The sequence below is a fragment of the Meiothermus sp. QL-1 genome (genome assembly GCF_003351145.1).
Lineage (GTDB): Bacteria > Deinococcota > Deinococci > Deinococcales > Thermaceae > Meiothermus.
Genome location: NZ_QQSV01000001.1, coordinates 498,963 through 521,863 on the forward strand (window position 1 = coordinate 498,963; position 22,901 = coordinate 521,863).

Annotated in this window: 26 protein-coding genes, 2 tRNA genes and 1 CRISPR repeat array; of the genes, 11 read left to right on the forward strand and 17 right to left on the reverse strand. The window is 66.1% G+C overall.

Features of this window, described 5'->3' with window-relative positions; all coding sequences use genetic code 11:
- Positions 1-9: 9 nt before the first annotated feature.
- Both glnA and DV704_RS02510 read right to left on the reverse strand, forming a co-directional pair.
- The gene (gene glnA / locus DV704_RS02505) at positions 10-1,368 is read right to left on the reverse strand and encodes a type I glutamate--ammonia ligase (RefSeq protein WP_114797955.1); all 1,359 of its coding nucleotides are present in this window, start codon (positions 1,366-1,368) and stop codon (positions 10-12) included.
- 14 nt (positions 1,369-1,382) lie between these two features.
- Positions 1,383-2,486 (reverse strand): sorbosone dehydrogenase family protein, encoded by a 1,104-nt coding sequence (locus DV704_RS02510; RefSeq protein WP_114797956.1) that lies wholly within the window; start codon positions 2,484-2,486, stop codon positions 1,383-1,385.
- Between the two features lie 54 nt (positions 2,487-2,540).
- Between DV704_RS02510 and DV704_RS02515 the strand changes: the two genes are divergently transcribed.
- Entirely contained in the window at positions 2,541-3,053 is a 513-nt protein-coding gene (locus DV704_RS02515; RefSeq protein WP_114797957.1) for a molybdenum cofactor biosynthesis protein B, read from the forward strand.
- 1 nt (position 3,054) lies between these two features.
- Here DV704_RS02515 and DV704_RS02520 read toward each other — a convergent pair whose 3' ends face one another.
- The 9 genes from DV704_RS02520 to DV704_RS02560 form a co-directional block, all read right to left on the reverse strand.
- On the reverse strand, positions 3,055-3,342 hold the full coding sequence (locus DV704_RS02520) for a DUF3467 domain-containing protein (protein WP_114797958.1): 288 nt from the start codon (positions 3,340-3,342) through the stop codon (positions 3,055-3,057).
- Complete coding sequence (locus DV704_RS02525) at positions 3,339-3,692, reverse strand: roadblock/LC7 domain-containing protein (RefSeq protein ID WP_114797959.1); 354 nt, start codon at positions 3,690-3,692, stop codon at positions 3,339-3,341. Before DV704_RS02525 ends, DV704_RS02520 begins: the two co-directional genes overlap by 4 nt.
- Positions 3,693-3,699: 7 nt before the next feature.
- Complete coding sequence (locus tag DV704_RS02530; protein ID WP_114797960.1) at positions 3,700-4,053, reverse strand: roadblock/LC7 domain-containing protein; 354 nt, start codon at positions 4,051-4,053, stop codon at positions 3,700-3,702.
- Positions 4,054-4,117: 64 nt separating this feature from the next.
- Positions 4,118-4,663, reverse strand: coding sequence for a translation initiation factor IF-3 (infC, locus tag DV704_RS02535; protein ID WP_114797961.1), 546 nt, complete (start codon positions 4,661-4,663; stop codon positions 4,118-4,120).
- 61 nt (positions 4,664-4,724) lie between these two features.
- Positions 4,725-5,699, reverse strand: coding sequence for an ABC transporter ATP-binding protein (locus DV704_RS02540; protein WP_114797962.1), 975 nt, complete (start codon positions 5,697-5,699; stop codon positions 4,725-4,727).
- Positions 5,700-5,703: 4 nt separating this feature from the next.
- Positions 5,704-7,179, reverse strand: a complete 1,476-nt coding sequence (locus DV704_RS02545; RefSeq protein ID WP_114797963.1) for an ABC transporter permease — start codon at positions 7,177-7,179, stop codon at positions 5,704-5,706.
- Positions 7,179-7,856 (reverse strand): energy-coupling factor ABC transporter permease, encoded by a 678-nt coding sequence (locus DV704_RS02550; RefSeq protein WP_114797964.1) that lies wholly within the window; start codon positions 7,854-7,856, stop codon positions 7,179-7,181. The genes DV704_RS02545 and DV704_RS02550 overlap by 1 nt, the downstream gene beginning before the upstream one ends.
- Before the next feature lie 50 nt (positions 7,857-7,906).
- A complete protein-coding gene (locus DV704_RS02555) occupies positions 7,907-8,863 on the reverse strand; it encodes an ABC transporter substrate-binding protein (protein ID WP_114798025.1) in 957 nt (318 codons plus the stop codon).
- A 45-nt stretch (positions 8,864-8,908) separates the two neighbouring features.
- Positions 8,909-9,628 (reverse strand): glycosyltransferase, encoded by a 720-nt coding sequence (locus DV704_RS02560; protein ID WP_114797965.1) that lies wholly within the window; start codon positions 9,626-9,628, stop codon positions 8,909-8,911.
- Between the two features lie 123 nt (positions 9,629-9,751).
- On the opposite strand from DV704_RS02560, the gene surE reads away from it, so the two are divergent.
- On the forward strand, positions 9,752-10,486 hold the full coding sequence (gene surE / locus DV704_RS02565) for a 5'/3'-nucleotidase SurE (RefSeq protein WP_114797966.1): 735 nt from the start codon (positions 9,752-9,754) through the stop codon (positions 10,484-10,486).
- A gap of 4 nt (positions 10,487-10,490) precedes the next feature.
- Here the strand turns inward: surE and ychF are convergent, their stop codons facing one another.
- A complete protein-coding gene (ychF, locus tag DV704_RS02570; RefSeq protein WP_114797967.1) occupies positions 10,491-11,609 on the reverse strand; it encodes a redox-regulated ATPase YchF in 1,119 nt (372 codons plus the stop codon).
- Positions 11,610-11,679: 70 nt separating this feature from the next.
- On the opposite strand from ychF, the gene DV704_RS02575 reads away from it, so the two are divergent.
- The 5 genes from DV704_RS02575 to clpX all read left to right on the forward strand — a co-directional run bounded on the left by DV704_RS02575 (position 11,680) and on the right by clpX (position 14,997).
- Positions 11,680-11,756, forward strand: a tRNA-His gene (locus tag DV704_RS02575).
- Positions 11,757-11,779: 23 nt separating this feature from the next.
- A tRNA-Leu gene (locus DV704_RS02580) sits at positions 11,780-11,864 on the forward strand.
- A gap of 92 nt (positions 11,865-11,956) precedes the next feature.
- Entirely contained in the window at positions 11,957-13,171 is a 1,215-nt protein-coding gene (gene tig / locus DV704_RS02585; RefSeq protein ID WP_114797968.1) for a trigger factor, read from the forward strand.
- Between the two features lie 55 nt (positions 13,172-13,226).
- On the forward strand, positions 13,227-13,814 hold the full coding sequence (locus DV704_RS02590) for an ATP-dependent Clp protease proteolytic subunit (RefSeq protein ID WP_114797969.1): 588 nt from the start codon (positions 13,227-13,229) through the stop codon (positions 13,812-13,814).
- Entirely contained in the window at positions 13,801-14,997 is a 1,197-nt protein-coding gene (gene clpX / locus DV704_RS02595) for an ATP-dependent Clp protease ATP-binding subunit ClpX (protein WP_114797970.1), read from the forward strand. The genes DV704_RS02590 and clpX overlap by 14 nt, the downstream gene beginning before the upstream one ends.
- Here clpX and DV704_RS02600 read toward each other — a convergent pair.
- Positions 14,994-15,452 carry an SRPBCC family protein gene (locus DV704_RS02600; RefSeq protein ID WP_114797971.1) on the reverse strand — a complete coding sequence of 153 codons (459 nt, stop codon included), beginning with the start codon at positions 15,450-15,452 and terminating at the stop codon, positions 14,994-14,996. The two genes, clpX and DV704_RS02600, sit on opposite strands and share 4 nt — an antisense overlap.
- Positions 15,453-15,518: 66 nt before the next feature.
- Here DV704_RS02600 and trmFO point away from each other — a divergent pair, with 66 nt between their 5' ends.
- On the forward strand, positions 15,519-16,868 hold the full coding sequence (gene trmFO / locus DV704_RS02605; protein ID WP_369910848.1) for a methylenetetrahydrofolate--tRNA-(uracil(54)-C(5))-methyltransferase (FADH(2)-oxidizing) TrmFO: 1,350 nt from the start codon (positions 15,519-15,521) through the stop codon (positions 16,866-16,868).
- Here trmFO and DV704_RS02610 read toward each other — a convergent pair.
- Positions 16,865-17,815 carry a nitrilase-related carbon-nitrogen hydrolase gene (locus DV704_RS02610; protein WP_114797973.1) on the reverse strand — a complete coding sequence of 317 codons (951 nt, stop codon included), beginning with the start codon at positions 17,813-17,815 and terminating at the stop codon, positions 16,865-16,867. The two genes, trmFO and DV704_RS02610, sit on opposite strands and share 4 nt — an antisense overlap.
- A 67-nt stretch (positions 17,816-17,882) precedes the next feature.
- On the opposite strand from DV704_RS02610, the gene DV704_RS02615 reads away from it, so the two are divergent.
- Positions 17,883-18,359, forward strand: a complete 477-nt coding sequence (locus DV704_RS02615; RefSeq protein ID WP_114797974.1) for a TlpA disulfide reductase family protein — start codon at positions 17,883-17,885, stop codon at positions 18,357-18,359.
- Here DV704_RS02615 and DV704_RS02620 read toward each other — a convergent pair.
- The 3 genes from DV704_RS02620 to DV704_RS02630 are packed head-to-tail and all read right to left on the reverse strand — an operon-like array spanning position 18,356 to position 20,442.
- Positions 18,356-18,724 (reverse strand): Fur family transcriptional regulator, encoded by a 369-nt coding sequence (locus DV704_RS02620; protein ID WP_114797975.1) that lies wholly within the window; start codon positions 18,722-18,724, stop codon positions 18,356-18,358. The two genes, DV704_RS02615 and DV704_RS02620, sit on opposite strands and share 4 nt — an antisense overlap.
- Before the next feature lie 48 nt (positions 18,725-18,772).
- Complete coding sequence (locus DV704_RS02625; protein WP_114797976.1) at positions 18,773-19,387, reverse strand: metalloregulator ArsR/SmtB family transcription factor; 615 nt, start codon at positions 19,385-19,387, stop codon at positions 18,773-18,775.
- A 5-nt stretch (positions 19,388-19,392) separates the two neighbouring features.
- On the reverse strand, positions 19,393-20,442 hold the full coding sequence (locus DV704_RS02630; RefSeq protein WP_114797977.1) for an Mrp/NBP35 family ATP-binding protein: 1,050 nt from the start codon (positions 20,440-20,442) through the stop codon (positions 19,393-19,395).
- Positions 20,443-20,583: 141 nt separating this feature from the next.
- Positions 20,584-21,671: direct repeats of the CRISPR family, unit length 35 nt; unit sequence GTTGCAATCCCCTTGCGGGGCTATTTGTTTGCAAC.
- A 601-nt stretch (positions 21,672-22,272) separates the two neighbouring features.
- Here DV704_RS02630 and DV704_RS02635 point away from each other — a divergent pair.
- Complete coding sequence (locus DV704_RS02635; RefSeq protein WP_369910851.1) at positions 22,273-22,542, forward strand: transposase; 270 nt, start codon at positions 22,273-22,275, stop codon at positions 22,540-22,542.
- Positions 22,535-22,901, forward strand: a 367-nt coding sequence (locus DV704_RS02640; RefSeq protein ID WP_147279581.1) for a helix-turn-helix domain-containing protein, incomplete at its 3' end; no start/stop codon positions are given. The genes DV704_RS02635 and DV704_RS02640, both read left to right, overlap by 8 nt.

A 22,901-nucleotide genomic window follows, 5' to 3' on the forward strand; every position in this document is an offset into this window, starting at 1 on the left:
TACAGGCCCCTAGTACTCGGCCAGGTACTGCTCCAGCTCCCACTGGTGCACAGCGGTCCGGTACGAACCCCACTCCACCCGCTTGGCCTGGAGGAAGTCCTTGTAGACCCGGTCCCCCAGGGCCTCGCGCACCACCCGGTTTTTCTGCAGCGCCTCCAGGGCCTCGCGCAGGGTGCCGGGCATCTCGCTCACCCGGTACTTGCGCCGGTCGCGCACCGAGAGGTCGTAGACATCGCGCTCGATGGGTGGGGGTGGGGTTAGACGGTTTTCCAGGCCGTAGAGCCCCGCGGCCAGGATGACCGCCAGGGCCAGGTAGGGGTTGCAGGCCGGGTCGGGCAGGCGGAACTCGGCGCGGGTGCTTGGGCCCCGCCGCTTGGGGATCCGGATCATGGCGTTGCGGTGGGAGACCGACCAGGCCACCATGGTGGGGGCCTCGTAGCCCGGGGTCAGGCGCTTGTAGGAGTTGACCAGGGGGTTGGTGATGGCCGCCAGGCCCTCGGCCTGCTCAAAGAGCCCGGCGATGAACTGCAAGGCGGTGGGGGAGAGCTGGTGGGGCCAGGCCTCGAGCGACCCCCTGGGCTCGAAGAAGGCGTTCTCGCCTCCTTTGAAGAGCGACAGGTGGAAGTGCAACCCCGAGCCGTTGATGCCAGCGATAGGTTTGGGCATGAAGGTGGCGTGCAGGCCGTGGTGGATGGCCACCCGCTTGGCCACAAACTTGAAGGTGGCGAGGAAGTCGGCAGCCTCCAGGGCGTGGGTGTGCTTGAGGTCTATCTCGTGCTGACCGGGCGCCCCTTCGTGGTGGGCGGCCTCGACGGGCAGACCCATCCGGTGGAGGATGTCCACCATGGCCCGCCGGGCCACCTCGCCTCTGTCGGTGGGGGCCAGGTCGAAGTAGCCCGCCCGGTCGGGGGTGTGGATGGTGGGGTTGCCCTCGGGGCTGCGGGTGAAGAGGAAAAACTCCACCTCGCTGCCCACGTACAGGTTGTCGAACCCCCTGTTCTGGAGCCGTTCGATCTGCCGCTTGAGCACCTGGCGGGGGTCCCCCTCGAAGGGCTTGCCGTCGGGGTAGGCGATGTCGCAGATGAGGCGGGCGATGGGCCCCTGGGGGGAGGGCTCGAGGTCCTCGGGGTAGACCACGAAGGTGTTGTAGTCGGGCCGGAGGAGCATGTCCGACTCTTCCTCGCTTCGCCCAAAGCCCTCGATGGAGGAGCCGTCAAAGACGATCTCCCCGTCCAGGGCCTTCTCGAACTGGTTGGCGGGCAGCTCAACCACCTTGTTGAGGCCCAGGATGTCGGTGAACTGGAGCCTGAGAAAGCGGACCCGCCGGTCCTTGAGTTCCTGCAGAATGTCCTGTTTACTCCTTGCCATGCCCCCTAAGGATATCAGCGCTGCACCATTCGGTAGACCGTGCCCCGATAGTCCACCACGTAAAGCTCGCCCTCTGCGTCCTCACCGAAGGAGCTGATGTTGAGCTCGGTCTTTAGGACTTCCCGGCTTTGCCAGCGCCCTCCCTGGGGGGTGGCGGCCCAGATGCGCCCGCTCACGAAGTCGCCGTAGAAGTAGGCCCCGCGGAAGGCTGGCATGGCCTGTCCCCGGTAGCGGTAGCCGCCCGTAATGGACCGGCCCTGGTCGTGGGTGTAGGTGAGCACCGGCATCACCAACCCCTCCCGGTTGCAGTTTTGCGGGGGGTTGTAACAGCGGTCCCCCTCCATGATGCGCCAGCCGTAGTTCTCGCCCCCCCGGCTGCTGGCAGGCTGGAGGTTCACCTCCTCCACCGCGTTCTGCCCCACGTCGGCCACCCACAGGTCGCCCGTTTCTCGGTCGAAGCTAAAGCGCCAGGGATTGCGCCAGCCGTAGGACCAGATCTCCGAACGCCGTCCGCCTAGCACCGGGTTGTCGGGGGGGATGGCGTAGGGCCGGTTCCCCTCGCTGCGGTTCACGTCGATCCGCAAAATCTTGCCCAGGAGCGTATCAAGCCGCTGGCCGGCATTCAGGGGGTCGCCCGCAGCCCCTCCATCCCCCATGCCGATGTAGAGCATGCCGTCGGGGCCAAAGGCGATCATGCCGCCGTTGTGGTTGGCATAGGGCTGCTCGACGGTAAGGATGACCTGGGCCGAGGCGGGGTCGGCTCGGTTGCCGCTGGCCCGGTAGCGGGCGATGGTGGTGTGGCCGCTGCGGTTGGTGTAGTTGACGAAGAAGAGGCCGTTTTGGCGGAAATTGGGGTGGAAGGCCAGGCCCAAAAGCCCCCGCTCGCCGCAGCAGGAGACCAGGCTCGAGATGTCCAAAAACGGCTCGGGCAGGAGCCGCCCCTCCTGCAGGATGCGGATGGTACCCCCCTGCTCCACGATGAAAAGCCGCCCGCTGCCATCAGGGGCGTAGGTCAGGTAGAGGGGGCGGGTCAGGTTGGTGGCGATGGGAACGAGCTGCAGGCTTTGGGCCGAGGCCAGGCTTATGGCGAGGAGCGCGAGGTGAGCAAGCGGTCGCATGGGTTCAGTCTAGCTGGAGTTTTTTTGAGGCCGATGTGGGCTTAATATGGGAACATGTCCGAGAGCAGCGAGAAGCACCGGGAGATTGCCCGAGCCCGGGGACCGGTGCGGGTGGCGATTGTGACGGTTTCCGACACCCGCACCCCCGAGACCGATACCAACTACCACTACCTCAGGCCCGAGATAGAGGCCCTGGGCCACCAGGTGGTGGGCTACCGCATCATCAAGGACGAGCCCGACCTGGTGGACATGGCCCTCGAGGAGATGGTGCAGCTCGGGGCCCAGGTCATCCTCTTCAACGGTGGGACCGGGATTGCCCCCCGCGACACCACCTACGATGTGCTGGTGCGCAAGATTGAGAAGCCCATGCCCGGCTTCGGTGAGCTTTTCCGGATGCTCTCCTACCAGGAGGTGGGGGCCGCGGCCATGCTATCGCGGGCCATTGCCGGCACCTACCGCCGCCGGGTGGTAATCTCCACCCCCGGTTCGCCCAACGCCGTGCAGGTGGCCTGGACCAGGCTCATCAAGCCCGAGCTCGAGCACCTGGCCTGGGAGGTGGCCCGCTAATTTAGGCCTTGGAGCCGTCGAAGGGCTCGGGAATGGCCCCGTAGGTTTCCTCGTAGCGCTGGATGTTCTCGGCCAGGCTGCGCAGCAGGGCCTTGGCATGCTGGGGGCTGGTGATGATCCGGCTGGTAACCAGCGCCACCATCTGGCCCTGGGTCCCCGGTTGCATCAGGGCAAAGTCCAGGTAGAACTCGTTTTTCTGGTGGGAGAAGATGGCAAAGTTGGCGTATTTGCCTAGCGCGGTCTCGCGGTCGATGTCTATGCGTAGCTCGGGTACCTGAACCTCACTCACTTGAGAGCCTCCTTGAGGCGCGGAACGCTTTTCTTTAGCTGGAAGCGCACCCGGCCCAGGCTTTGCACCGAGTCCATGAGCACCACCAGCAGGTATCCCGCCTCGAGCGGGACCAGCAAGACCGGTCCCTCGGGGTACTCTACCATGACCTCCTCCACCTCACCGCGTCCCAGCTCCTGCGATAGGGCCCGGGCCGAGGCCAGCGCGGTGGAGGCAGCCCCCCCCAGAAAGTCCAGGTCCGGGGCCTGCTCGGCCCGGGTGCTCTCTACCACGAAGCCGTCCTCCGCCACCAGGGCCGAGGCCAGCACCCCTTTGGTCACCTGCAGCTCACCCAGCACTTCCTGCACCATACATCTCCTACAAAGACTGCGCCAGACGCAGAGCCAGCCGGGAGAGCTCCTGCCCGATGCTTTTCCGGTCGCTGCCTTTCTCCACCACCGCGCCCAGGCAGTACCCTTTGAAGACCACGGCCAGCACCTCGCGCTGCTCGGTGGCCAGGGTGAAGCGCCTCAGCTCCCCCCCCAGGCTGCGGGCCAGCACCCGGCTGGCCTGGGCCAAAGCGGCCAGCTCGGCGGCCAACAGCTCGGGCTCCGGGGTTTCCTTGCCCACGCTCTCGATGACCAGGCCATCCTGGCTGGCCAGCACGGCCTGGCGCACCCCTGCCAGCGATAGGCTCTCCAGCAATCCTGAAACTTGCCCCTCGAGTCCCATAGCCTCCGGGGTCTAGCCTAGCACAGCTTTCGGCTTTCGATGGCGTAAAACAACTCCTGGCGCGTTAGCTGGAGGAGCCCGCCGGGGTCAGGGGGGCGGAGGGCTTGGCCCCTGGGGCCATGATCATGTTCATGTCGCGGCCCAGAAGCTCCGGCCGCACCTCCACGAAGCCTATGCCCTCCAGGTCTTTTGCAATGCGCTCCAGCAGCTTATAGCCCAGTTCCTGGTGGGCCAGTTCGCGCCCCCGGAACATGATGGTGACCTTGACTTTGTGGCCTTCCTCGAGGAAGCGCCGAATGTGGGAGAGCTTGGTATTGTAATCGTGGGCCTCAATCTTAGGGCGCAGCTTCATGCTCTTGAGCTCGGTGCGCTTGGCCTTCTTGCGGGCCTCCTTTTCGGCCTGCTGCTGCTCGTAGCGCCACTTGCCGTAGTCCAAGAGCCGGGCCACCGGCGGCACCGAGTTGGGCGAGACCAGGACCAGGTCGTAGTCCCGCTCCCGCGCCAGGCGCAGGGCCTCGCGGGTGTCCACGATGCCCACCTGGGCTCCGTTCTCGTCGATCAGGCGAACCTGACGCACCCGAATCCGTTCGTTTACCGGTACATCTTTGATAGCTTCACCTCCGCAGGCACAGGCCTACGCCCTGAGTGTACACAAAAAGTTTTTCGCGGGTCTAGCCTGGGGGGAAGACCCGCAGGGGCCTAATAGGAGCCAGCCGCACCACCTCGCCCACCCGCGCCTCGAGCCGCACGATGGCCTCCTGGGCCCCCAGCGCCACCCGGCATAGCCGCTCGCCCCGTCCGCCGGCCATCGCCAGCACCCGGGCCGGGCATCCCTCTGGGCTGGGCCTGAGCTCCTCGTAGCGGAAGGCCAGCAGCCCGGGGCCCTCCTCTACCCCCTCCACCGGCCAGGCCGCCCCGTCTATGTGCACCCTTCCTCCCCGCACCTCCACCGGGAGAAGGTTGAGCCGCCCGAAGGCGCGGGCTGCGGCCAGGCTTTGGGGCCGGGCGTAGACCTCGGCTGGAGGGCCTACCTGCACGATTCGCCCGTGCTCCATAATCGCCACCCGGTCGGCCACGGTCAGGGCCTCGTCGGGGTCGTGGGTCACGTGGAGGGCGCCTATGCCCTCAGACCTCAAGAGGGTGGCCACCTCGAGCCTGAGCTCCTCCCGCAGCACCGGGTCCAGGGCCGAGTAGGGCTCGTCCAAAAGCAGCATTCGGGGCCGGGCGGCCAGGGCCCGGGCCAGGGCCACCCGCTGCTTCTGCCCGCCCGAGAGCTGGTGGGGTCTGCGGGCCTCGAGGCCCGCAAGCCCCACCCGCCCCAAAAGCTCGAGGGCCGCCTTCCGGTCGGGCTTTTTCGTTACCAGCAGCAGGTGCTCCAAGGCGCTCAGGTGGGGCCAGAGGGCCAGGTCCTGAAACACATAGGCCAGGCCGCGCCGCTCCGGGGTCCACTCGGTGACATCCTCACCGGCCAGGTAGACCCGCCCCGCATCGGGCCTGAGGAGGCCCGCCACCAGGTTCAAAAGAGTGGTCTTGCCCGAACCCGAGGCCCCCAGCAGGGCCAGGATCTCCCCGGCCTCCAGTTCCAAAGAAGCCCTGAAGACCCCGGTCCGGCCAAAGCTTTTGCTGAGATTCTCGAGCCGCAGCATACCCCTAGACCCCCACCCCCCGGCGCGGCACCCAGAGCAGCAGGAGCGAGAGGGCCATCAGCATGAGGCCGATGGCGGCCGCCTCGCGGAAGAGCCCCCCGTTCAGGGCCGAGAGCACCGCCACCCCCAGCGTCTCGGCCCCGGGCGCGTAGAGCAGGGCCGAGAGGGTGAGCTCGGCCAGGGCCAGCGGCAGCACCAGGAACACCCCTGCTGCCAGGTAGGGCCCGAGCAGGGGGTAGCCAATCCGGCCCCAGGCCCTGTACGCCCCCAGGCCGAAGAGCCTTCCCACCCCCACCAGCCGGGCCACCCCGCCCTCGAGGCCGGCCTCCACTGCCCGCAGCATCAGCGCGGCGAAGTTCAGAAGGTAGGCCAGAAGGAGCATCGCGGGGGTGGCGTAGAGCGGCGTGGGGGCCAGCAACAAAATGAGCCCCAGGGCCAGAAGGGTTCCTGGGAGCAGGTAGTGGGGGTCCAGGAACTGGCGCACCCGCCGCAGGTGGGCCGGCCAGGGGGCCAGCCAGAGGGCCAGAAGCAGCAGAAGCCCGGTGGTCAGAAGGGCCAGCCCCACCGAGTTCACCAGCCCCTGCCGCACCAGCGGCAGGGCCAGGGCGCTGGCGAAGGCGGGCTCGAGGTTCCCGGTAAAGGGGTTGAAAAGCGCCCGGCGCAGAAGACCCAGGAGCGGAAAGCCCACCGCCACCAGCGCGAAGAGCACGAACCCCAGCCGGGCCACCCCCCCCAGGGCCGCCCGCAGGGGCCTCGGGGCCACCTCGCCCACCGGCTGGGCGTAGAGGAGCAGGGCCGGCAGGGCCAGAAGCCCGAGCAGAAGCCCCACCGCTGCTGCCTCGCCCAGGGGGTCGGGGCTGGCCGGGGAGAAAAGCCGGGCGTAGGCCAGCGTGGGCAGGGTGTAGACCTGGGCCGGTAGCCCCAGCACCGCCGGGACCCCGAAGTTGCCCAGCAGGGTCAGGTAGAGCGCTCCGAAAGCCGCGGCCAAAGCCGGCAGCAGGGGAGGCAGCAGAGCCCTGAGCCGGCGCCAGCCCCTCACCCCGTGCACCTCGCAGGCCAGCAGCAGGGGGGCCAGCTTGGACTCCAGCGTTGGCCGCAGAAGCAGGTAGGCCACGGGGGCGTAGTGGGCGGTCCAGGCCAGCAGGATGCCGCCTGTGCCGTAGGGCCTCACCCCCACCATCTCCAGCCCGTACAGGAAGCCCAGCGCCCCCACGAAGGGCGGGACCAGATAGGCCGGCAGGAGCAGGGCCTCCCAGGCAGGGGCGAGCCGGGCGCGGAAGGCCAGCCAGGCCAGGGTACCCCCTACCAGAAGGCAGAGCAGGCTCCCCAAAAGCGCAAGCCACAGGGAGACGCCGGCCAGGTCGAGCACCCGCGGCAGCAGGTCCAGATTGTTCAGCCCCCGCTGGGCCAAAGCCAGCAGGGGCAGGGCCAGCCCGAGCAAAAGGAAAAGCCAGAAGAGAAGGGCGGCCAGGCGGCGCATCAGGCTGCTTCGTAAAGCCGGCGGTGCACCCAGGGCGAGCCCCGAAGCCCGTACAACGACTTGGCTGCCGCGAGCACCGCCAGGTCCACCAGCGGCTCTATCAGGACAACCAGCAGGTAGGCCCCGGCGAAAGCGCCGATCTGGGCCAGGTTTTCCGCGCCGAAGCCGTGGCCGTAAAGGGCCCAGAAGGCCACCCAGGCCACGATGCCCCCCTGGTAGGCGACCGAAAGCCCGAGCACCTGCCTATACCCCAGGTGAACATAGGGGGTGTTGGGGGGGATGATGCGCCGCGCCAGAAGGTGCACGGCGAAGAGCGGGGCCAGCAGGGTGGTGACGTTCATCCAGTATTGGGGCAGGTCGGTGGGGGAAAAGAGGAGCCCCTGGACCCAAAGCCCCAGCGCCAGACCGAGGGCCGCGGGGCCCAGGCCGAAGAGCAGGTAGAAGGTGGTGCCCAGGATAAGGTGCACCTCCGAGACGCCCACGGCAGGGTGGGGCAGCACCTCAAAGCAGACCAGCGTTCCCAGCGTCGCGAGCAGGCCGCGCAGGGCCAAAGGGCCCGCCCCATGGGCGCGCAGGTGGTGGGCTGCGGCCCCAAGGGCCACCCCCAGGACCGCTGCCCCTGTACCGTAGCTCAGGTATAGCTTGGCTCCCTGAACAACCCCAGGCTCGATGTGCATTGAGACCTCCCGGCCACGACTCTACCCAGGCCCTCGCCCTCCCCGCAAGGCTAGCGCAGGTTGAAAAGGGCGTTGAACTGGTTGAAAAGGGCCTGCCGGTTGGCCTGGATGTAGTCCGCGTCCGAAGGGATGGCCAGGATCTCCCCGCTCACCCCTGCCGGGCGCGGGGCCGAGGCCACCACCGGCACGTACCCCTGCTGGGCGAAGAGGGCCTGGGCCTCGGGGGAGAGCAGAAAGCGCACGAAGCGCTCGGCCAGGGCGGGGTTCTTGCTGGTAGAGAGCACGCCGATGGGGGTGGGCACCAGGATGGCCCCGTCCCGCGGGTAGATCACCTTGAGAGGAGCCCCCTGCCGGATGAGCTCGCGGATGCCGTAGTCCACGATGATGGCCAGCCCATACTGCCCCTCGGCCAGCTTCTGCTGTAGCACCGGGTTGGACTGCTCTATGCGCATCCCGTTGCGCTGGAGCTGTTCGAAGAAGCCGAAGCCAAAGCGCTGGGTGAAGGTGCCAAGGGTGGAGAGGGCGGCCCCCGAGAAGTTGGGGTTGGGCATGCCGATTAGGTCCTTGTAGATGGGCTTGAGCAGGTCGCGCCAGTACTCCGGCTCGGGCAGGTTGGCGAGGCGGCGGGTGTTGACGGCGATGCAGTTGTAAAGCAGGCGCACCTCGTAGTAAAGCCCCCCCTGGTAGGCGAAGCGGGCGGGGTAGCCCGGGGTGGTGAGCCGGAGGCGGCGCAGCCGGTTGGCTGCGGCCAGCTCCCGGAAGTAGGTCTCGTCGGCCACCCACAGCAGGTCGGGCTGGGGGTTGCCGGCCTCGAACTCGGCCCTGAGCTTGGCCAGCACCTCCCCGGTGCCGCTGCGGAAGACCTGCACGTTCACCCCGGGGTTGCTCCGCCTGAAAAGCTCGATCATGGGGTTGACGTTGGGGAGGACCTCCGAGGTGTAGAGGGTCAGGGTCTGGGCCAGGGCCGCCCCTAGGGCTATTGGCAGGGAGAACCAGAATGCGCGCATGGCTACCTCCACCATTGAGGATTTTTCTCAGCCGTCAGCCGGGCGTCAGGCCGCCCCGGCGATCATGCGGTGGTCCTTGAGCTCGATTCCGCTCAGGCCGTGTTTGGCGCAGAGCTTCTCCAGGTTTTTCTTCCGCTCGGCCAGCCGGGCGGCGTAGGACATGTTGGCCCCGTGGATGCTCACCGCCACGCCCCGGCCCGGCAGCGGGATTAGGGGGTAGCCGGCCTGCGTGACCCGCAGGTACCAGTCCCAGTCCCAGTAGTCGGCCATCTCGGGGTCGAAGGGGCCCAGCTCCTCGTGCAGGCCCCGGGGGTAGGCCACCCCCGAGGCCAGGAGCAGGTTGTCGCGGCGCAGCGACTCCGGGGTGGCCTGGGAGTCGAAGGGGATGCGCTTTAGCTCGAGCCCGTCCCGCTCGTAGACCAGATACCCCCCCCGGTAGACCAGGCCCTTCTCCTTTCTAAGAGCGCGCACCACCCGGTGCAGATGGGTGGGGTCCTGCCACCAGTCGTCGTCGTCCAGGAGGGCGATGACCTGGCCTGTGGCCCGGGCCAGACCGGCGTTGCGGGCCTCCACCTGGCCCCTGCCCGGGTTACGCACCGCCACAATCCGGGGGTCGCAAAGACCCTGGGCGGCCTCCAGGCCCGAGCCGTCGCCGTCGTCTACCACCACCGCTTCCCAGTCGGGGTAGAGCTGAAGTTGCAAGGAGCGCAAAGCCCGCTGCAGCAGCCTGGGGCGGTTGTGGGTGGGGATGATTACGCTGACCATTCTCAGTTTTTCAAAACATTAAAATGGCCCTGTCAGCAGAGATTGGTACCTTCCCTGACATTTCCATGACCTGCCTGACGCCGGCCTGATGCTTTCCTGGCAGGCTAGGCTCGAGGTGCACTGATGCGAATCCTGGTAACCAACGACGACGGCATCTACAGCCCCGGCCTGCGGGCCCTGGCCGAGGTGGCCACCGCCTACGGCGAGGTACGGGTGGTGGCCCCCGATGTGGAGCAGTCGGCCACCAGCCACGCCATCACCATCCTGCGCCCCCTGCACTACCGAAGCGTGCCCCTGGGGGGCCTCGAGGCCTACCGGGTCAACGGGACCCCGGCCGACTGCGTGGCCCTGGGCACCCACCACTGGGAGCAGGTAGACCTGGTGCTCTCGGGCATTAACCTGGGCTCCAACCTGGGCCACGAGATCTGGCACTCGGGCACCGTGGCGGCGGCCAAGCAGGCTGCGCTCCTGGGGATACCGGCGGTGGCCTTCAGCACCCCCCTCAACGGCCGGGCGCCCGACTTTGAGCTGCTCAAACCCTGGGTGGGCCGGGTGCTGGAGGCCCTGCTGCGCGAGCCCAAGCCTTTCCTCATCAACGTGAACCTTCCCCAAAGGCCCAAGGGCATCCTCTGGACCCGCCAGTCGGTGCGCCGCTACAACGGCCGGGTGGTGCCGGGGGTGGACCCCATGGGCCGGGAGCACTTCTGGTTTGTAGCCGAACCCGACCATGAGCCCGAGGAGGGCACCGACCGCTGGGCGGTGAACCACCACTTCATCGCCCTCACCCCCCTTCGGCTCGACCTGACCGACGAGGACCGGCTGGCCAAAACCTTCCAGCTCGCGGCCCTGGCGGACTAGGGGTCTATACGCTGAACAGGATGTGGAGCACGTCCCCGTCCTGCACCACGTACTCCTTGCCCTCGGTGCGCACCCAGCCCCGCTCCTTGCCTTGGGCCCAGCCCCCCGCTTCCACCAGCCGGTGCCACTCGATGACCTCGGCCCGGATGAAGCCCCGCTCGAGGTCCGTGTGAATCTCCCCTGCGGCCTCCGGGGCCCGGGTGCCCCGGCGGATGGTCCAGGCCCGCACCTCCTTCTCCCCTGCGGTGAAGAAGGTGAGCAGGCCCAGGGTGCGGTAGGCCACCCGCACCAACCGGCTGAGGCCGGACTCCGCCAGCCCCAGGCTCCTGCGGTACGCCTCGGCCTCCTCCTCGTCTAGCTCGGCCAGCTCGGCCTCAATCTGGGCCGAGACCACCACCACAGGGGCTCCTTCCCGCTCGGCCGCCGCCCGCACCCGGGCCACGTGGGGGTTCCGCGCCCCGTCGGGCAGGTCCGACTCGGCCACGTTGCAGACGTAGATCACCGGCTTGTAGGTGAGAAGGCCCATCTCGCGGGCTGCGCGGGCCAGCAGCTCGGGCTCGGCGGCGGAATAGGTGCGGGCCGGCTGGTTTTGCGATAGGTGGTCGAGCAGAGGCTCCAACACCTCCAGCAGGGCCCGGTCTTCCTTGCTGGCCTTGGCGCTTTTGCGCAGCTTTTCCAGCCGCCGCTCCAGGGTTTCCAGGTCGGCCAGGGCCAGCTCGGTGTGGATGGTCTCGAGGTCGGCCAGGGGGTCCACCCGGCCGGCCACGTGCACCACCTGGGGGTCTTCGAAGCAGCGCACCACGTGGGCGATGGCCGCCACCTCGCGGATGTGGGCCAGGAACTGGTTCCCAAGCCCCTCGCCCTTGTGCGCCCCCTTAACCAGGCCAGCGATGTCCACGAACTCCACGTGGGTGGGCACTATGGGGGGGGTTCGCTCACCCCTGGTGAAGATTTTTTGCAGGGCCTGGAGCCGCTCATCCGGCACCGCCACCACCCCTACGTTTTTGTCGATGGTGGCAAAGGGGTAGTTGGCTGCCAGGGCCCCCGCGCGGGTGATGGCGTTGAACAGGGTAGACTTGCCCACATTGGGCAGACCGACGATACCGACGCCTAAGGATGCCATGGTTCCTCTTCGGGCTCGGGGCCTCCTTGACGCCCGCCAAGCCCGGCCCTACAATACACTGTGCTCTGCGGTGAGCGTAGCTCAGCCGGTTAGAGCACCGGTCTGTGGAACCGGGGGTCGTGGGTTCAAGTCCCATCGCTCACCCCAAGACGGGGCTGGAAGCCCCGCTTGCGCGGATGGTGGAATTGGTAGACACGCAAGACTTAGGATCTTGTACCGCAAGGTGTGGGGGTTCAAGTCCCCCTCCGCGCACCAGAGGCCCCGGGGAAACCCGGGGTTTTTTACGGGGGCACGAGCGGTGTAGACTATGGGCTTGGCGACCCTAGAGGTCGGGCTCGAGGTGTGTCGTGGCTGAAATTCTAGAACGTGAGGGATACCGCTTCCGGGTCAGGGTCGAGGTGCCGGCCCCCCGGGTAGAGCAGGCCTACCAGGCCCTTTTGCAAAGCTACGCCGGCCGGCTGCACCTGCCGGGGTTCCGCCCAGGGAAAGCACCGGCCAAGGTGGTGGAGGCCCGAATCGGGCGGGCCTCGCTTCTGGAAGAGGTCAAGGAGCGGCTGCGGGAGGAGACCTTTCCCGAAGCCGCGCGGGAACTCTCGCTTTTGCCGGTAGGGGTGCGGGTGCTGGAGGAGCACCTGAACCCGGGCGAGGCCTACGTCTACACCCTAGAGGTGGAGAACTACCCCGAGGCAAAGCTGCCTGCCTGGCGCGGCTTCAAGATTGAGGTCGAGACCCCCCAGGTAAGCGAGGAGGTGCTCAGCCGGGCTTTGGAAGAGCTGCGCGAGCGCTACGCCGAGCTGGTGGCGGTGGATCGGGGGGTGGAGGCCAAGGACCACGTGATCGTGGAGACCGAGGACGGCAGCCGCTTCCCCATCATCATGGAGAACGCCCAGCCCCACGTGCGGGAGGCCCTTTTGGGCAAGCAGGCAGGCGACGAGGTGATGGTGCCGGTCAAGGACGGCGATAGGGTGGTGCGGGAGGTCAGAACCAAGATCCTGGAGGTCAAGGCGCTGGAACTACCTCCCCTGGACGATGAGTTCGCCAAGACCGTGGGCGAGGACAGCCTGGAGGCCCTCACCCAAAAAGTGCGCCAGAGCCTGGAGGACCGCTTTGCCCGGGAGGCCCGGCGGGCGCGGGCCAACCAGCTTTTGGAGAAGCTGGCTGAGGGGCTGGAGGTGGAGATACCCCCCTCGATGCAGGCCCGGGAGGAGCAGCAGGTGCTGGAGGAGCTGGCCAGGGAGTTCCGGGAGCGGGGGCGTGACCTGGCGGCCTACCTCGAGTCCCTCAAGCAGGAGGGAAAGCTGGAGGAGTTCACCCAAAGCCTGCGGGAAAGCGCCACCAAGCGCCTGCGCCGCTCGCTGGCGGTAGAAGTGCTGGCCGAGGAGCTCAAGACCGAGCTTGCCCCGGAGGAGTTCGAGGCTTACTTGGCGGAGCTGGCCCGGGCCTACCGCACCAGTCCTGCTGCCCTAAAAGACGAGCTGGGGCCCGAGGGCCTGGCCCGGCTGCGCGTCCAGCGCCTGCACGAGAAAGCCCTGGAGGAAGCGGTGGCCCAGCTCCAAGGCTAGCCCTATGTGCGCCAATCCCCCCTTGTGCGCCGCCTGCGGCATAGAATGAGCCCATATGGTAGTCCCCTACGTCATTGAACAGACCGCCCGCGGTGAGCGGGTTTATGACATCTACAGCCGCCTGCTCAAGGACCGGATTATCTTCCTGGGCACCCCCATCGACGCCCAGGTGGCCAATACCGTGGTGGCCCAGATTCTCTTCCTAGCAGCGCAGAACCCCAACCAGGAGATCCGCATGTATATCAACTGTCCCGGCGGGGATGTGGATGCCGGGCTGGCCATCTACGACACCATGCAGTTCGTCACCCCCCCGGTCTCCACCATCTGCGTGGGGCTGGCGGCCTCCATGGGGGCTGTGCTGCTGGCGGCGGGGGCTCCGGGTAAGCGCTTCGCCCTGCCCCACTCCCGGGTCATGATTCACCAGCCCTGGGCCCGGGGGCTTGGCGGGCAGGCCACCGACATCGCCATCCAGGCCGAGCAGATTCTCAAAACGCGCAAGGTGCTGAACGAGATTCTGGCCCGCCACACCCGCCAGCCCTTGGAAAAGGTGGAGCGCGACACCGAGCGCGACTACTACCTGAACGCGGAAGAAGCCGCCCAGTATGGCATCGTGGACCAGGTGGTGAGCCGTGAAGCGCAGTAGGCCTACCTGCAGTTTCTGCGGGCTCAAGTACCCCGAGGTCTCCCGCCTAATCGAGGCACCCGCGGGGGAGATTTTCATCTGCGACGAGTGCGTGGAGCGGGCCCACAAGCTGCTTAGAGCGGAGGCCAAACCCGCCTACAAGGGGCCCCGCCACCTGCCCAAGCCGGCCGAGATCAAGGCTTTTCTCGACCAGTACGTAATTGGGCAGGAGCTGGCCAAAAAAACCCTTTCAGTGGCGGTTTACAACCACTACAAGCGCCTTATGCACCCCGAGGCCGAGGTGCAGAAATCCAACGTGCTCCTGATTGGCCCTACCGGCACCGGCAAGACCCTCCTGGCCGAGACCCTGGCCCGCCTGCTCGACGTGCCCTTTGCCATCGCCGATGCGACCACCCTCACCGAGGCCGGCTATGTGGGCGAGGATGTGGAAAACGTCATTCTCAGGTTGCTGCAGGCCGCCGACTTCGACGTGCAGGCCGCCGAGCGGGGCATTGTCTACATCGACGAAATCGACAAGATTGCCCGCAAGTCCGAGAACCCGAGCCTCACCCGGGATGTCTCCGGGGAAGGGGTGCAGCAGGCCCTTTTGAAGATTGTGGAGGGCACCATCGCCAATGTGCCGCCCCAGGGGGGGCGCAAGCACCCCCACCAGGAGTTCATCCAGGTCAATACCCGGAATATCCTCTTCATTCTCGGAGGAGCCTTCGAGGGCCTCGAGCGCATCGTGCTATCGCGGATTGACCAGCACCCCATCGGGTTTACCCGGCCCAAGCGGACCGAGGAGAAGCCCGAGGTCATCCCGGAGGACCTGGTGCGCTTCGGGCTCATTCCCGAGTTCGTGGGGCGCATGCCGGTGATTGTGCAGCTCGAGCCGCTGGATGAGGAGGCCCTGGTGCGCATCCTGACCGAGCCCAAGAATGCCCTGGTGCGGCAGTACCAGGAGCTTTTGCGCATGGAGGGCATCGAGCTTCACTTCACCCCAGCGGTCCTCAGGGAAATTGCGCGCCGGGCTTTGAAGCGCGGCACCGGGGCCCGCGGCCTGCGCTCGGTAATCGAGAAGGCCATGGTGGACCTGATGTTCGAGCTGCCCGGCTCGGGCATCCGGGAGCTGGTTTTCGATTTGCCGCACCTGGACAAGCCCCTCAAGGCGCTGGAGGAGGCCCGCTTGCGCCAGGCCTCCTAATGGGCCAGCACCTCTTTTTCTAGATGGGCCTTGAACTGCTCGAAGGTCACCTTGAGGAGTTTGTTGGGCTCTCCGAAGAGCATGGCGTAGAGGTCGGCAGCCCGGTCCAGTAGAGGGTTTTTGTAGTGGGGCCGACCCTCCACCACCACCTCCATATGGGTGGAGCCGTTGGGCTCCTCGCGGAGGCGAACGTGGCCGTGGAGGTCAAGGTTGTGGGGCTCACCCGGGATGCTGGTGAACTCCAGGTATTCCGGTGGCTGGCGCACCGTGGCCTGGGCGGCCCAGACCAGGTCCACCGGGGGCTGACCGTGGGCCACAAAGCGCCAGCCCTGCTCCAGCCGTTCCACCCGGCGGAGGGCTTTGGCCCAGGTGGGCCAGCTAGAGAAGTCCTGGAAGGCAGCCCAGACCCTCTCGCGCGGGGCTTTTATGATAAGCTCGAGTTCCTCCCTGAACATAACCCCCTCCTTCGTCGCGTCTTGCGGGTAGCCGGTTGTGCGGTACGTAAATTCTGCCACAACCTTGTGGGCAAGGGCTACAGCCTCGGTTACACTAAGGGGATGAACGCGGTGCACGTGATTGGCGCTGGGCTGGCCGGCAGCGAGGCGGCGTATACCCTGGCCCGCCTGGGCCTGCGGGTCCGCCTCTACGAGATGCGGCCTTACCGCATGACCCCGGCCCACCACACCCCTCAGTTTGCCGAGCTGGTCTGCTCCAACAGCCTTGGAGGCGAGGGGGAGACCAACGCCAAGGGGCTGCTGCAGGCCGAGCTTCGGGCGGCGGGTTCGCTCATCCTGCGGGCGGCCGACCGGCACCGGGTACCGGCAGGGGGGGCGCTGGCGGTGGAGCGGGAGGGCTTTTCCGCCGAGGTCACCCGGACGCTGGAGGCCCACCCCCAGGTGGAGGTGGTGCGCCAGGAGGTCACCGAGCTGCCCGAGGGGGTCGTGGTCTTGGCCACCGGTCCCCTGACCAGCGATGCCCTGGCGGAGCACCTGCGGGCCCTGCTGGGGCCCCATTTCCTAAGCTTCTACGATGCCGCAGCGCCGGTGGTGCTGGGGGAGAGCATCGACCTGAGCGTGGCGTACCGGGCAGGCCGCTATGGCCAGAGCGCCGACTACCTGAACTGCCCTTTGAATGAGGAGGAGTACCGCCGCTTCTACGAGGTGCTCACCCAGGCCCGCAAGCACACCCCGCACGACTGGGAGCGGCTCGAGTTCTTCGAGGGCTGCATGCCCATCGAGGAGCTGGCCCGCCGTGGCTACCACACCCCTCGCTTTGGCCCCATGAAGCCGGTGGGCCTCCCCGACCCCCGCACCGGCAAGGAGCCCTACGCGGTGGTGCAGCTCAGGGCCGAGGACCCGGCCGGGCGGATGTGGAGCCTGGTGGGCTTCCAGACCGGCCTCAAGTGGGGCGACCAGAAGCTCTTGGTCCAGAGCATCCCGGGCCTGGAAAAGGCCGAGATTGTGCGCTACGGGGTGATGCACCGCAACACCTACCTCTGCGCCCCTCGACTGATCGAGCCCACTTTGCAGTTCCGCGCCTACCCCCATGTTCTGGTGGCGGGGGTGCTGGTAGGGGTGGAGGGCTACCTGGAGTCGGCGGCCACGGGCTTTCTAGCCGGGCTCAACGCGGCCCGGCTGGCCCTGGGGCTGGTCCCCACCCTGCCCCCGGAGGAGAGCATGCTGGGCGGCCTGGTGCGCTACCTGGCCCGGGCCAACCCGGAAAACTTCCAGCCCATGAACGCCAACTGGGGGCTGGTGCCCGCCGACGAGGGGCCGGGCAAAAAGAGCGAGCGCCGGACACGCATGTACCGGCGCGGGCTGGAGCGCTTCCGGGCCTGGCTGGCAGAGGTAGGGGAGCCGGTTCAGGCCTAGCCGGGGGGAGGGGCTTCCACCGCGGCCCGCACGAACTCGGTGCCCATCGCTTGCTCGGCCAGGGCCAGCGCCCCGCCCGCTTGGTAGACGCCGCTTTGCCCCTCGAAGTAGAGCTCGTAGAAGCGGCCGTTCAGCATGGGGTTGAGGCCGTAGCGCAGGTTCTCGCGCTGCAGGAGCTTCTTCGCCAGCCCCTCCCGCAGCCAGACCTCCCCCTCCACCTGGCGGGGGTCGTGGCTCCAGGGGCCTGTCCACCGGGCCGGGTTGGCTGAGGGCTGCACCAGAAGCCAGGCCCCCGCTGCGTCGGCCTGCTCGACCAGGTCGTCGTGGAAGGCGTCCAGGCAGATGAGGACGGCTACCCGGCCCAGCCGGGTCTGGACTACCTGCCGCCCGCCCGGGCCCCGATTTAGGAAGGCCCTTCGCTCGGCTGCGGTCAGGTGTACCTTGGGAATGCGCCCCAGGATGCTTCCTTCTGGCGAGAAGAAGAGCAGCAGGTTGTGGACCTGGCGGTGTTGGGGGTGAAGCCCCCGCCCAGGCTCTGAGTCCAGCAGCGGGCTGAAGAGGCTGCCCGCCACCAGGTAGGCCCGGCTCCTTCGCGCGGCCTCGGCGAAGACCTGCTGGTACAGGGGCCACACCTGGCGCGCGCGGAGGTGGTAGAAGGCCGCTGGCCCCAGTGCAGCGAACCTGAGGGCCCGCGGCCCTTGCTCTTTCAGAAGACGCAACGCGGCCTGCAGGCTGGTGGGGGCTTGCTGGACCGCTGGGGAGGTCTCCAGCCAAAAAAGAAGCGGCAGGGCAAAAAGCTCAGGGAAGGCCACCAGCCGGGGCTCGCCTTCGGGGAGGCCCTGGGTAGCCTTTTGGGTGAGCTCGAGCACATAAGCCCGGAAAGCTTCGGGCTGGGTGTAGACCTCGGGTTTTAGCTCGGCCTGCACGGCTACCAGGTGGACGCGCATGCCCATAGGTTACCCCTGGTAAGCCAACTTGCTAAATTTGGGTCCCAAAAGCCCTAAACTTAGGCCGATGAGGGGTTGGCTTTGGTGGGTACCGCTGGCGCTGCTCCTGGGCTGGTTGCTGCTCCAACCCCGGGGCTCCCCAGGGGTGGAGACCCTTCCCTCCTTTACCCTCGAGGCCCGGGACGGCCGCCGGGTTAACCTGACCGATTACCTGGGCAAGCCGCTGGTGCTCAACGCCTGGGCCACCTGGTGCGGCCCCTGCCGGCGGGAGATGCCCCTTTTGCTGCGGGCGGCCCAGAGCCACCCCGACCACACCTTTGTTTTCCTCAACGTCAGCGATGGTCCGGTGGCGGTGGAGGCCTTCGAGGCGGAGCTGGGCTTGAAGATTCCCAACCTGCTTTTCGACCCCCAGGCCCGCCTGAGCGAGCCGTTGCGGCTCCAGGGGTTGCCGGTGACACTTTTTTACGATGCCCAGGGCCGTCTCCTGAACCGACACCTGGGCGAGATTAGCGAGGCCGAGCTGATGCGGTGGCTACGGCCCTAGTGGCACTCGGTGCAGGCGCCGTAGAGCACAATCTCGTGTCGCTCAGCGCGGAATCCAGCGGGAACCATGTCGGAGAGGTCGCCCGGGCAGCCTTCCAGCTCGAAGACCTTGCCGCAGCGGGTGCAGCGAAAATGGTGGTGGTGTTTCTTACCCGCCAGCTCGTAGCGGGGCGGTTCTCCGGGCAGCTCGACCATGACCGCGCTGCCCTCGGCCAGGAGGCCCTTGAGGGTGCGGTAGACGGTGGCAATGCCCAGGCCCGGCACCTTGCGGCGGGCCGCCTCCAGGACCTCGGCGGGAGAGAGGGGACGGTTTAGTTCGGAGAGCACCTCCCGGATGGCCTGCCGTTGCCGGGTGGAGCGTTCCATGCCTTTTAGCATAGCAAAGGCAGGCCCCGGCTAGATGATAATAGATTATCAGGAACCACCAGGCTCGATACGGTAGCGGCAGCACCGGCCTCCCGCAGCGATGCGCTCCTCCCGCACCAGGGGCACCTGCAGGAGCTTCTGGTACATTTCCAGCTCGGCCTGGCAAAGCTCGGGGTGCTCGAGGGAGAGGGCCAGCTTGGGGCAGCGGGCCTGCACCAGGTACCAGGCTCCATTTTCGAAGTGGAACTGGGCCTGGTAACCACGCTGGGTGAGGAATTCGGCCAGGCGGTAGATTTTCTGCTCCAGGCTCAGGCCATCCAGATGAGGGGCCAGCTCCTTCAGAAGCTTTTCGTTGCGCTGGACCAGCACCTCCAGCACCATTCCGGCGCCGAAAAGCTCCTTGAGGTGGGCGAGCACCTCAGCGCACATGCGGGCGTAGGGGGCCTGCTCGTCCACCGCCTCGTAGACCTGTTTGGGGCGTCCTCGGCCCTCGGGCTTTTCCAGCCTGGAGCGAACCAGTCCCTCCCGCTCCAGGTCCTCCAGGTGTCGGTGGACCGCTACCTTGGAGATGCCGAGCGATTCGGCCAGTGAGCCTGCGCAGCTCGAGCGCACCCGTAAGGTCTCCAGAATGCGCAGTTTGGTTTCCCCCAACCCTAGCGCCATAAACCCTATGCCATCGGCAGTAGAAGCTGGGCTTGCACGGAAAGACGCCCGGCCAGGTTGCGCGCTACCTGGCGGAAGGCCTCGGCCTCGGGAGCGGTGGGGTGGCTCACCACCACGGGCACCCCGTTATCCCCTCCCTCCCGCACCGAAAGGGCTAGCGGGATCTCGCCCAAAAAGGCGGTCTTGTGCTGCTCGGCCATCCGGCGGCCCCCGCCCTGGCCGAAGATGTAGGTGCGCTGGCCGTTCTGCTCGAAGTAGGCCATGTTCTCAACGATGCCCAGCACCTCCACCTGGACCCGCCTGAACATGTCCAGCGCCCGCTCGGCGTCGATGCAGGCTACGGGCTGCGGGGTGGTGACGATAACCCCGCCGGAGAGCCGGGTAAGCTGGGACAGGGATAGCTGCACATCGCCGGTGCCTGGGGGGAGGTCGATGAGCAGGTAGTCGAGCTCGCCCCAGGCCACCTCCTGCAGGAACTGCCGCAGCGCCCCGTGCAGGATGGGCCCTCGCCAGACCATGGCCTGGCCTGGGGGGGCGATGTTGGCCATGCTAACCAGCCTGATGCCGTAGCGGTCGAGGGGCAGCATGCGCTTTTGCTCGTCTACCCGGATGCGCTCGTTTTGCAGCCCCAGCATCTGGGCCTGGCTGGGCCCGTAGATGTCCGCGTCCAGCAGGCCTACCTGGGCCCCCTCCTGGGCTAGCGCCACAGCCAGATTGGCCGCTACGGTGCTCTTGCCTACGCCCCCCTTGCCCGAGGCGATGGCCACAATGTGCTTGATGCCGGGGAGGGGCAGGTTGTGCGGTGCGCGCACCTGGGCGCCGAATTGCACCTCCACCTGCCTGGCCCCGAGCTGCTCCAGAGCACTGCGCACGTCCCCCTCAATCTTCTCCTTCAGGGGGCAGGCGGGGGTGGTTAGGTTTATCTTGACCGATACCTTTTCCTCCCTCACCTCCACCCGTTCCACCATGCCCAAGGAGATCAGGTCTTGGTTGAGCTCGGGGTCTTTTACAGTTTTCAACGCCTCGAGCACCGAGGCTTCAGATAGCTGGCTCATCCCGTCTTCAGATTATCCCCAGAAAAACCCATTTGAAGGGGAGGGGCATCACATTAGCGTGAATACGTCGCTCTCCTTGTCAATCCATCGGGTGGTGGATACGCCCAGCCCCTGGCGGATGGGTAACCAGGACCTGCTTTCACGACAATCCCCTTGCGGGGCTATTTGTTTGCAACTTACGTAGCGGGGGTTGGTCATGGCGATGTGCATGGCCAGGTTGCAATCCCCTTGCGGGGCTATTTGTTTGCAACACCCAGGGTGCGGGCCAGCCACTTGCGATCCTCTTCCGAGGTTGCAATCCCCTTGCGGGGCTATTTGTTTGCAACCAGAACGGCAGAATGGTATATGAGGGCACGGTAGACGGGTTGCAATCCCCTTGCGGGGCTATTTGTTTGCAACCGAGAAGCGAGAAGACCTCCCCTTCTGAGAAGGGGAAAAAGTTGCAATCCCCTTGCGGGGCTATTTGTTTGCAACAGCTATACCCAGGTACTGGAAGCTCTTCAGGAAGCCGTTTGTTGCAATCCCCTTGCGGGGCTATTTGTTTGCAACCTGGCTGGCATTCTCTCCCGGCGCTAGGGCTCAGTGTCCGCGTTGCAATCCCCTTGCGGGGCTATTTGTTTGCAACCAATCGAAGCGTGGTGAGCCGGGAGCAGATAGAGGACGTGTTGCAATCCCCTTGCGGGGCTATTTGTTTGCAACGGGAGGAGAAAATGGTTAGGTACGTGGTCGTCCTACCAGAAAAGTTGCAATCCCCTTGCGGGGCTATTTGTTTGCAACTAAAGCTTACGAAGTATTAGAGCGCCTTAAAATGGCCGTTGTTGCAATCCCCTTGCGGGGCTATTTGTTTGCAACGCTTTCGGACAAGTTCGTCCAAAGCCTTGAGCGCATCGGCGGGTTGCAATCCCCTTGCGGGGCTATTTGTTTGCAACTCCGTGAACGGGTTCAGCCCGGGCGGAACGCTTTTGGGTTGCAATCCCCTTGCGGGGCTATTTGTTTGCAACGGAGGTGATGAGGATGGGACTGACGGAAAAGGCGCACGAGGGTTGCAATCCCCTTGCGGGGCTATTTGTTTGCAACAGTAAAACCGAGATAGAGCAGGCCCTGCGCGAGCACCATGGGGTTGCAATCCCCTTGCGGGGCTATTTGTTTGCAACCCGGCGTGGGGCCCATCATGCGCGAGGAGGAGTGGGGCGAGTTGCAATCCCCTTGCGGGGCTATTTGTTTGCAACAGCATACCCCGTTAAATGCCGTCCTGTACAGCACCCCCAGAGGGGGGTTTTATGAGAGCTGCTGATTATCCACAGGCAACCTGTGGATAACTCCAAAAAAAGCGCGCTTTTTTACGATGGATGCTTACAAAGTCGCGCTTTTAGATTTTTCGCATTCGCATGTTGCGATAAGAATCGAAGAAACCTGTTTTCAAGGAACCTGCCGGATAACCCCGGCGACTACAGCATAGCACTTTGCGCAAAACATAATGGTTCACTCTAAAAAAGCGCTTCCATGGCCTTTGGAACGGCATCTTCGGGGCATTTTTCAGAAGAGCGCGTGCCTTTGCCATCGCATTTTTGACCCATGAAAGCGGGGTAACGTTGGGCGTAACGGTTGTCTTCCGGAGCCACAAGGGTCGGGAGCCTTGCAGTTCCTTGAACCTCTTGGGTGCCCGGTGCTTGCTGGTCTTTAGAGAAAAGAGGGGGTGTGGGGGAGCTATAATCCCCCGGTTTTCAAACCGGGGATACATGGACTCCTCCACGTGCTCCGAAGGAGCCCATAGCATGGTGGGCGGTCGTTTTGCGGTACCATGTGCATGTACCTGAAGAGCGTGGCGCGGTGCGGGAAAGGTTGATGCCGGTATTCCGGGAGACCTGCTCGATGAGGGACTGGACAGTTTTGGGCATGGAGGTCATGCCCGACCACGTGCATCTGTTCCTCTCCGTGCCGCCCAGGTGGGCCCCCTCGCGCATCCTGAGACGGCGGGGCAAGGGCGGCGGTCATTTGTGGACGCCCTCCTTCTACGTGGGCAGCGCTGGGAACATCTCAGCCCAGACCATCCAGCGCTACATCGAGTCCCAGCGCAAATACCAGGACGACGATGCGTAAAGCCTTCAAGTACCGCCTCTACCCCACCAAGCCCCAGGCCAAAGACCTGGAGCGCACCCTCGCGCTGTGCCGCCAGCTCTACAACGCGGCCCTGCAGGAGCGTAGAGAAGCCTGGAAGAAGGCCCGGAAGACGGTGGGCTTCCACGCGCAGAAGCGGTGGTTGCCCGAGATACGCACCGAGCTGCCGGAGTACAAAAGCATCCACTCCCAGGTGTTGCAGAACGTCATCGAGCGGGCAGACCGAGCTTTCCAGGGCTTCTTCCGCCGGGTCAGGGCAGGGGAGAAGCCCGGCTACCCCCGCTTCAAGGGGAAGGGCCGGTACGACTCGTTCACCTTCCCCCAGGCGGGCCAAACCGGGG